The organism is Marinomonas spartinae, assembly GCF_016461715.1.
Taxonomy (GTDB): Bacteria; Pseudomonadota; Gammaproteobacteria; order Pseudomonadales; family Marinomonadaceae; genus Marinomonas; species Marinomonas spartinae_A.
On record NZ_JAEMUI010000041.1, the window covers coordinates 1 to 9,293 of the forward strand.

General features: G+C 43.3%; 5 protein-coding genes. 3 read left to right on the forward strand and 2 right to left on the reverse strand.

Features of this window, described 5'->3' with window-relative positions; translation table 11 throughout:
* Positions 1 to 19 precede the first annotated feature (19 nt).
* The gene (locus JHD45_RS21930; RefSeq protein WP_199478730.1) at positions 20 to 1,207 is read right to left on the reverse strand and encodes a tyrosine-type recombinase/integrase; all 1,188 of its coding nucleotides are present in this window, start codon (positions 1,205 to 1,207) and stop codon (positions 20 to 22) included.
* A gap of 493 nt (positions 1,208 to 1,700) precedes the next feature.
* Between JHD45_RS21930 and JHD45_RS21935 the strand changes: the two genes are divergently transcribed.
* The 3 genes from JHD45_RS21935 (at position 1,701) to JHD45_RS21945 (ending at position 5,738) form a co-directional block, all read left to right on the forward strand.
* On the forward strand, positions 1,701 to 2,669 hold the full coding sequence (locus JHD45_RS21935) for a helix-turn-helix domain-containing protein (protein ID WP_199478731.1): 969 nt from the start codon (positions 1,701 to 1,703) through the stop codon (positions 2,667 to 2,669).
* Positions 2,670 to 2,931: 262 nt separating this feature from the next.
* Complete coding sequence (locus JHD45_RS21940) at positions 2,932 to 4,173, forward strand: MFS transporter (protein ID WP_233407997.1); 1,242 nt, start codon at positions 2,932 to 2,934, stop codon at positions 4,171 to 4,173.
* Positions 4,174 to 4,301: 128 nt separating this feature from the next.
* Positions 4,302 to 5,738: an amidase gene (locus JHD45_RS21945; protein ID WP_199478732.1), complete on the forward strand. Its 1,437-nt coding sequence runs from the start codon at positions 4,302 to 4,304 to the stop codon at positions 5,736 to 5,738.
* Positions 5,739 to 5,776: 38 nt separating this feature from the next.
* Here JHD45_RS21945 and JHD45_RS21950 read toward each other — a convergent pair whose 3' ends face one another.
* Positions 5,777 to 8,971 (reverse strand): HD domain-containing phosphohydrolase, encoded by a 3,195-nt coding sequence (locus tag JHD45_RS21950; protein WP_199478733.1) that lies wholly within the window; start codon positions 8,969 to 8,971, stop codon positions 5,777 to 5,779.
* Between the last annotated feature and the right edge of the window lie 322 nt (positions 8,972 to 9,293).

A 9,293-nucleotide genomic window follows, 5' to 3' on the forward strand; every position in this document is an offset into this window, starting at 1 on the left:
ATCGATTTTCTTGAGCATGTTACATAGATAGCATTTCTAATGATATTTCTTCGGTAGCTTTACTTAGCTCTTTTGCAGTTAAAATTGTGTATCCAGCTGTTACATCATTTCTCCCTGTCTTGTGGTTAAGTAAGCGCTTAAGAGTGTAAGTGCCTACTCTTAGCTGCTCTGCGATGCTGGTAAATGTTCTTCTCAGGTCGTGCAAAGTGAAGTTTACTTCTGATTGCTTCTCAATTTTCTGAATGACTTTTTTAGGCTCTCGGATGTAGCCATAATCATTTTCAGCTTGGAATACATAATCGTTATCTGTGTGCTCTCTTCTACGCTGGAAAATTGTTAGGAGATGGTTGCTCATAGGAAGTTCAAGTTTTTCTCCATTCTTTGTTTCCGTGAGTGAAAAGGTTTGCTCGTTAAAGTCCACATCTTCCCATTTTAAGCAAAGTAGCTCGGACTTTCTTAGTCCAGTAAATAGGGCTATTTCAACAAAATCACATACAGCAAAGGTAAATGGATCGGTTTCTTGTCTCATGACTTCCAATGTCTCAAGAAGCTTTTTTATCTCGGTGTGGGTTAACCGTGTTTGTTTACGTGGTACGTGGTTCCATTGCCTTTTATGGCTTAGAATTTTGACAGGGTTGTACAGATAGATTGGTCTGTCTTGGCTGTCTTTGTACTCGAATTGAGCAAAGTTGAACAAAGCTCTGAGTACTCTCATACAATAGTCGGCTTGCGCTCGACTAGTGCATGAGAGACTCGAATGTCTTTCTTTGATCATTGTTTCCGTAAGGTTGGCTATAGGCGTAGTATGCCAGTCATTTAGATAGGTGTTAAAAATCTGGTTGTAGCCCCGTAAACTGGATTGAGATAGCTCTTTTTGTGATAGGTAGTCGTGAAATACTTCATGGAGCGTTATTTGTGCTTTAGCTTCTACCTTTGCCTGCTCATTGGGGTTGATGCCGTGAGCAATCTTTTCTAAGGTCGATAAAGCCAACTTGCGCGCGTTTTCAATCGTTAGCGATGGATACTGCCCAAGGGTTACATTGACGGGGGACTTCTGGCCTTTTACTCGTTTATAAACCCTGAATGATTTCCTTCCTGAGGGTAAAACTTCTAAAACAAGTCCTTCTACTTTTGCATCTTTGATGCGTTGTCGTTGGTTGCTGGGTTCAACCGCATTTAACACTTCCTTCGTGAATCGGATCTTCATCTCTATATCTCGTATGTGCTACATCTGTGCTACATAATGTATCAATATGGAGATAGTTTGGTAAAGCTGAATATAATGAGTTTTAAAATAAGTAATTGAATTATATAAATAAATATATTTTTATCAATCTGTGTGAAGCTACATCAATCAATAGGGATTAAAACTCATAATCGGCAGGTCCCCAGTTCAAGTCTGGGCAGGCCCACCATATAAAATAAGCCCTAGCAGGTTAGTACTTGCTAGGGCTTTTTTATTTCTAACATGACGCCCCATTGTCCTAATAATCTATATTTCTTTGATATCACTCCCCATAAAGCAAAGTCTGAAACAGGTGTTTTTCAGCATTTTTCTATCTGTTTTGGCATGCGAACCGTCTTTGGGGGGTCATTAAGGACTATCCGTTTTTGGCAAAGTTTCTTGTGTGGTGCGTTCTGGGTATAGCCTTTGCATTGGTTGTTAAGTGTTCAATAATAACCATAAATAAAGGTGTTCTATGCTTAAAACTGTTACTAATAGTACCTTTGCTGATTCTTTTTTGTGCACTTTGCAATCCAATGATGTTGAAGAGCATGTTAATAATTTTAACGGTTGGGAAGCGGATTACGATCAGATCTCGTCTGGTGCTTTTGAAGGCAGTTTGACGGAAATATCCTTGGAAGGAATGCTACTTCAGCGTGAGAAGGTCAATCAGGAAGTGGTAAAAAATGGGGTGATGGATGCGAGCTTCGTCTCATTTAGTGTGCCAATGATGGAGCAACATGAGGCGTTTTACTGTGATGGACATGCCTTTGATTTTACTCACTTATTAGTATCCCACGGCTGTTTACCTGAACTAAAGACGCCTAAAAATACGGATGTCGTTGTCATTAATGTCCCAACGAGCCTGTTTCAACAGGTATTGCAGGAGCAGAAAATCTCTTTTGATTTTACCGATCAGGCCTATTGTCATCGGTTAATGCCTTGTCACAATACGCGAGAGTTAGTGGGTTTGTTAGATACGGTGATGACACCGAATGGTAGTTTGGATTTTTTGAGCCATGAACCAGTGCGCTTAGGCGTTCGTGATGCTATTTTTCAGCATTTGTTGGAAATAGTGGATAAGGAAGAGCCTCAGATGATCGATCCAACTGCGCGTAAGCGAGTTGTAGACAGGGCGCGGGATTACGTGTTGTCTAGAATGGATGAGCCACCGACGATTTTTGAGCTCTGTAACCTGATAGGGGCCAGCCGACGTAAGTTGCAATATTGTTTTCAAGAAACCTTGGGTATCAACCCTGTTACCTATTTACGCATTCTTCGGCTTAATGCGGTGCATCGTGACTTATTATTGTCACCTGATGTCGCTTCTGTACAGGATGCGGCAGCGAAAAATGGCTTTTTACATTTGAGCCGTTTTGCGGGGGATTATCGTCAATTGTTTGGTGAGTTACCTTCAGATACTTTAAAAAAACGTTATGTTTAATTTGGATTGTGCGCCTGACTGCGGATTTTATTTTTCTTCTTTACATCACTTTTGCTAATAACGGATAACCCTAATCGTCTCCTTTTTGTAATGTAAATTGACATTACAAAAACACAATAGGAGCAAACGATGATGTATTCACTTCATACGAGTGCAATGAATGAAAGTAAAGAGAGATCCGCTTTTGGGCCTCTCTCTTCTTTTTCTCTTCGATCTTTTTTGAATTCCCTTTCTCTGAATGTTAAGTTGAAGGAGAAGGCCCATGTCTAATATGACTTCTTCTCAACACGCGCCCGCTGGTCGGCGGGAAGGTTTGGTTATTGCATTAGGCAGTAGCTTGACCATTGTTGGCTCTGTGATGATCGCACCGATTATCCCTAAGCTGGGAGCCCATTTTGGTCCCGTAGAGGCTCATGCCGATGTATTGATCCCCTTAGCGATTTCGATTCCCGCTTTAGCGATTGCCGTGTTTGCCCCGTTAGCCGGTTGGCTAGCCGATAAAGTGGGCCGTAAAAATCTATTGATCATCGCTACCGTTCTTTATGCTTTTTTGGGGATGGCACCAGCGCTTCTTAATAGCCTTCCTAATATTGTGTTGTCTCGCTTGTTATTTGGTTTGGCGGAAGCCACCATTATGACCTGTTGTACGACTTTGATTGCCGATTATTGGCGGGATGATGAGCGACTGAGGTTTGTCAATTATCAGGTTATCGCCATTGGCGTGGTGGGAGCGGTGTTCTTTCCAATAGGTGGCGCCATGGGCGAGCACTCTTGGCGTACGCCATTCTTCTTGTACTTGCTACCTCTTGTATTAGTGCCTCTTATGATGAAGGTACTGTGGGAGCCAGCGAAGAAAGCAAGAGAGGCTGAAAAGGTAGCGGTTTCTTCCGATGACGAGGAAGGAATGAATGTCGTTTCTCTGGTCATTAGTTATTTGATGATCTTCTTTGGTATGGTTTTAGTCTTTGTAGAAACCATTCAAGCGCCGATTTTACAGGTACATATTGGTATTACCTCGACAACACAAATTGGTTCAACAGCAGGGATCGCTCTATTAGCCACCTTAGTTGGGTCTTTAATTTGGACTCTATGTCGTAAGATGCTTGGTATTAACGGCTGTAATGTTCTTTTGTTTGGCACACTTGGCCTTGGGCTTTGGATACTTTCTGTCTCTAAAACCTATGAAATGATGCTACTTGGTGTGGTCATACATGGCGTGGGTGCCGGTTTGTTAGTGCCTAATGTGATGGCCTCTGTAATGAAAAGCTTATCAAAACATGCCCGTGGCCGTGGTATCGGTGGCTTTACGTCAAGTTTGTATTTAGGGCAGTTTGTCAGTCCTTTGATTGTCAGTTTTATCTTGGCTGTAACAGGTGTGAGTATCAATATTGGCGTAGCCTATATGGGCTACTTTGGTTTTGCTTTGGCTGCTTTCTGGGTGGTTGTTTGGATTTTTTCTCGAGAAAAACCTGCCATACTGAGTGATGGTAAAACAGCCGCTTAATCGATATCTGGGGTTAATAAGCACGCAGCGTTAGTGAACTAGCGTGTGAGTTCATCAGTAAAATACATACAGCAATAGGATGGCGCTGTGAGATCAGCGCCATCAACATTAGATGGTAAGGGTACAAAATGAGTGATTTTCATGAACTATTAGACAACTATGATGGCACAGCGTTAGCAAACCTGGTCAGACAAAAAGAAGTTCAGCCAAAAGAATTGTTGGAAACTTGTATTGAACGAATTGAAAAAGTGAACCCGAGCCTAAATGGTATCGCGGAAAAACTCTATGATTCTGCCAGAGAAGCGACATACGCTGATGGGCCTTTTATGGGAATTCCGACGTTGGTGAAGGATCTATTTGCACCCATCAAAGAGGCCAAAACCACCAATGGTTCTTTTGCTGTTGGTGGTGTGCGTTTGGGAATAGACGACAATCATACCAGCCGTTTACGCGGAGCGGGCTGTGTGTTTGTGGGGACAACAACGTCACCTGAGTTCGGTACCTCTTATACCACTGAGTCGAGCCTATTTGGACCGACCCGCAATCCGTGGAATACCGAGCACAGCAGTGGGGGGTCAAGCGGTGGCTCAGCAGCGTTGGTGGCTGCTCGTGCGGTGCCGTTTGCTCATGGTAACGATGGAGGTGGTTCTATTCGTGTACCGTCTTCTTGCTGTGGTATTTTCGGCTTAAAACCCACTCGTGGCTTGGTACCATCTGGCCCTATGGTAGGTGAAGGCTGGGCGGGTATGAGTATTGCTCATGCGTTGACCTTATCGGTTCGTGATAGTGCTGGGTTGCTGGATGTCGCCGCTGGAAGCGACTTAGGAGCGCCTTATGCGGCACCCCACCAAGAAGAATCGTTTGTCTCGTCTTTGAGTAAACCGCTTCGTCCACTTCGTATTGCAATGATCGATAGTTTGTCCCCTTGGCCTAATTCTAAAGAGGCAAACTTAGCACAGCAGCATGCGGCTAAGTTGTGTGAGGCGTTAGGTCACCATGTTACAACCGCTAAACTTCCTGTTGATCTAATGACTTTCTTTGATCGAGCGTTCGACATTATTGGACCGAATGTCAAAAGCTACGTAGAAATGATTGGTAATATGAGCGGATCTCCTGTGTCGGATGAGGCTCTGCAGCCTAGTACGCGCATTATTATTCGCGACAAAGGCAGTGTTTCCGCCGTCCAGTATGTGGATGCGGTGACTTATATGCATGGATTAGGTCGTATAATGGCCAACTTTATGCAGGATTATGATGTGCTTCTTACGCCGACCTTGACCCGTTCCCCCGTAAAAATTGGTGAGCTGAATCTGCAAGACGATAGCAAATCAATCGAAGAGTTTATCCAACTAAGCCATTCTTACTCACCATATACGGCGATTTTCAATGGTACAGGCCAGCCTGCTATGTCGGTACCTTTGTACTGGACACCAGATAATTTGCCGCTTGGTGCGCATTTTGTTGGACGCTTTGGCGAAGATGCTACTTTGTTGGCCTTGGCGGCACAATTAGAGCAACTTCAACCCTGGTGGAATAACAGACCTCCTGTAAATGCTTGTCGTTAGTCCTATCATCCAAGATCTTAAGTGTTGAATATTAAGGCCTACTCAAAGGAGTAGGCCTTAATGTCTACCGCGTCCCGTTGGCTTTCTGGTAAGAAGCGCTCTGCGTATTGAAGGTATGTGCCACTTTCTAAGAAGAAGCGGAACATTGTCATATCTAGGTGGCCTTTTTGGCACATTTTGTACATCAGGTCGATCGCTGAACTTAACGAGTTGGCTTTTTTGTAAGGCCTATCCGCTGCCGTGAGGGCTTCAAAAACGTCGGCAATCATCAGAATGCGATCCGGTATTGTCAGCTGCTCAGCGTTCAGTTTTCGAGGGTAGCCTTGTCCGTCCATACGCTCATGATGGGTAGAGGCGTAATGAGGCACTCGGCTCAACTCTGGGGGAAATGGCAAGCTTTCTAGCATGCTAATAGTGCTGATCATATGCTCTTTAATTTTAAAACGATCTTCTTCGGTTAAGGTGCCGCGTCGTATGGTGAGATTGTATAGCTCGCCAAGGTTGTATTGGTATTTTGGTATGTCCATGTTGATGCCCAATGAGGGATCAAGTTCAATGTTTTTAAGTCGTGGGATGATGTGTTCCGGTTTATCGGACAATAAGGTTTCTTGAACGCCAGTAGGTTCATCAGCCTGTTGGTTCTGTTCGTTGGGCTGACCTTGCTCTGCAATCAAGAGTTCTTCTGTTGGTGATAATCCTATCCGGTTGTCAAAGTGGCGTGTCCATTCCTGACGACCAATGGCGGTTATTTTTTCTATATCCTTTTTGCTCATGGATTCTGAGCCGATATTGGCTCTGGCAATGAAATGAAATTGTTCTTGCAGCTGTGCTTGGCGTGCTTGCCAGTGCTTTAAGGTGACATCTGACGGTTGCTGTTCAATATAAATGGCTTGTAAATAGTCTATTTGGGCATCACGCCATAACACTTCAAAGCGGGTGCGAATCTCATGGATGCGGTTATAGTTACACTCTAGTTTGGCCCCTTTGTCCATGATGTGTTCAGGCATAGTGATTTTTCCGCAGTCATGTAACCAGGCCGCAATACGAAACTCGCGACGCTCATTGTCGTTGGCAAAGTGAAAGTCCTTGTAAGGACCTTCTTGGGCTTGTTCGAGGGCATTTGATAGCATAAGCCCGAGTTCTGGAACGCGATGACAGTGGTTACCAGTATGAGCGGATTTATTGTCTATGGCGTTCGCAATAAGACGAATCAGAGCTTCCATAAAGTCTTTTTGAGTGATTTCATGTTGTTTGATTTCTTGGGCCATTTCTTGGAATGAACAAGAGAGCTTCCAGATCTCTGTGATGTTTGAATCGGTGAGAGTGATATCTTGAAACTGTCTCTTCTTGATTTTTTCTGTTTCCAATTGCAGTTGTTTTATCGGGCGAACAATCGGCAAACTTAATAACCAAATAATAGGCAGTAACAGCACCATCAAGCCCGCACTGAACAAAGCGGAATGGTAGGCTTCTGTCGTGGCTTGCTCATAGAGTTTTTTCTCTGGAACGATGACGGCAAGGTAGGATTGGTTAGTCGAGCCCTTTTCGACAGGTTTGGTAAAGACATAGTATTTTGTCCCATTGTCCGCCTGAGACAAAACAAATGATTTTTTTGCTGACTGGTCCACAGTGCTCAGTAATTGTGTGATTGGAATACTGAGATAATCTTGTAGATCTTGGGAAGTTGGCTTTAGCCAAGAGGTGCTTAAGGCGTCTCGTTGTGCGGAGGTAATGTGCGCCAAAGCAGCGTTAATGAGATCTATGGCAAATTTATTTTGTTCATGGCCAACTAGATAAATGTGGTTCGGGATCGTGGTGTCGAGGCCTGTGATCTTTTTATACACCTTTATGTTTGTTAAGCCCAAACTTTTAATGCTGTTTGTCAGCGCCTGGGATGCGCCGATTATGGCATCGATCTGTCCATTTTCGAGCTCAGAGAACAGTTGTTGTAGGCTGCTTGCCTTTTTCCAATGGATCTGAGGAAAGTGCTTTTCCAAGGTAGAACCCATATTCCAGCGGTCAAGGTAACCGACTGTTTGATTATCCAAGTCCTTGAGGGTTGTTAAGGAGAGGGCGCTTTTTTTCTTGGCGATGCCATAGGGAATGTCCAGTAGTGGCGAGCTATATAAGCCTTTTATGTCATCGTTTCCAAACTTTTGTACAGATAATAAAATGTCAATTTCACCGTGTTGGTACTTTTTCAACAGTTCGTTGCGGCTAAAGCCATTGATGTAGTCAAACTTTAGCCCTGTCATGGCACTGACGATCTGCATTAAATCGATAAAGTACCCACTGGGTAAGCCTGAATCGCTAAAGTCAAATGGGCGCCAATCGTTTTGATTCGATACCTTCAGGTTACCTAATTGTGCCACCTTCTCTTTTTGTTCTTTGCTAAGTTGCAATGGTGCTATCTTTGGTAAGGAGACGGCATGGGTCTTTTGCAGATTAGAGGCGATAATCTCACCATGCTGTCGAAACAGAAAGCTTTGAGTGCCATCTTCAAATAAGAGTTTAGACCAAGTGGCCAGTTGATTGGCGGTGGAAGATAATAGAATGTCCAGACCGATGACCTGATCGGTGTCGCCGATCCGTTGAGAGTAGGTCTGTCCGGTGATCTGTAAGTGTTGAAAAAGGTAAGGTTTGGTTTTATAGACCCCATTTCTAGGGGCTGTACTAAACCATGGACGTTCGCTTGGGTAAAAGTTACTGCTTTGTGTGTATTGGTGATTTAAATGGAATGTACTTGAGTAGTAGTAGGTATGTCGTTGTCGTCCATTTGGACCGTCTTTAACGACGATGGCGGCCCATTTGTCATCGGGTAATGCCCGCATTTTTTGACGTATTTCCTTAGACGTTTTTAAGTCAATGAGCTGAAAGAAATGCTCTTGTTTGTCGCCAATATAGAGGCTATAAAAATCAGAACGATTTTTGAGTAGCTGAGCCAGTAAGCGGCTTTTGCGTTCGACGCTTTCTTGGGAGAAGCTTGGTTGAATCAGGTTCGAGAGCAGGCCGACTGTACGCCTAGCGTCTAGGTCGATTTTTTTTAGATTGTCACTCATCTGATTCGACATCAAATTTAGGCTTGTTAGCATATGAGCGACGGCTATCTTTTTATTAGCATGATATTGTAAAACAATGGCCACGGTCGCCGTGATGACAATCGCAATAAGAAACATATTGGCGACAAAAATCCTGATCGAATAGCGCTTGTTTATAGGTTTGTTTGATATCACAGCCGCTTCCTTCTTTAAGCTTCCTTTAATGGGGATACTTCATCTCAGGTTAACTTGCAACCATATTCATTCACAGAAGTCGATTTTTGTTTTTTTTAATGCTAAGAAAACAACAAGTTGCTATTTTTTGAGTCTTTTACGTTTGCTCGTTTGTTCCCTTCTTCTTAAAGGCTTCCCAATTGAGTCTACTTATGGAAAAAAACATATCAAATGATTTTTTATCTAGGTTTTTTTGTTTGAGGAAAAGGTAGGTAACTAGCTAATGTTTAAGAAGTTTTTTATTTTTTTCGAATCCTCGTTCTTTATTGTGTAATATTCGTTG

What these genes read in the sequence shown, in the direction of transcription:
- JHD45_RS21945 (WP_199478732.1), top strand. Translation starts at nt 4,302, where the DNA reads ATGAGTGATTTTCATGAACTATTAGACAACTATGATGGCACAGCGTTA.
- JHD45_RS21935 (WP_199478731.1), top strand. Translation starts at nt 1,701, where the DNA reads ATGCTTAAAACTGTTACTAATAGTACCTTTGCTGATTCTTTTTTGTGC.
- JHD45_RS21930 (WP_199478730.1), bottom strand. Translation starts at nt 1,207, where the DNA reads ATGAAGATCCGATTCACGAAGGAAGTGTTAAATGCGGTTGAACCCAGC.
- JHD45_RS21940 (WP_233407997.1), top strand. Translation starts at nt 2,932, where the DNA reads ATGTCTAATATGACTTCTTCTCAACACGCGCCCGCTGGTCGGCGGGAA.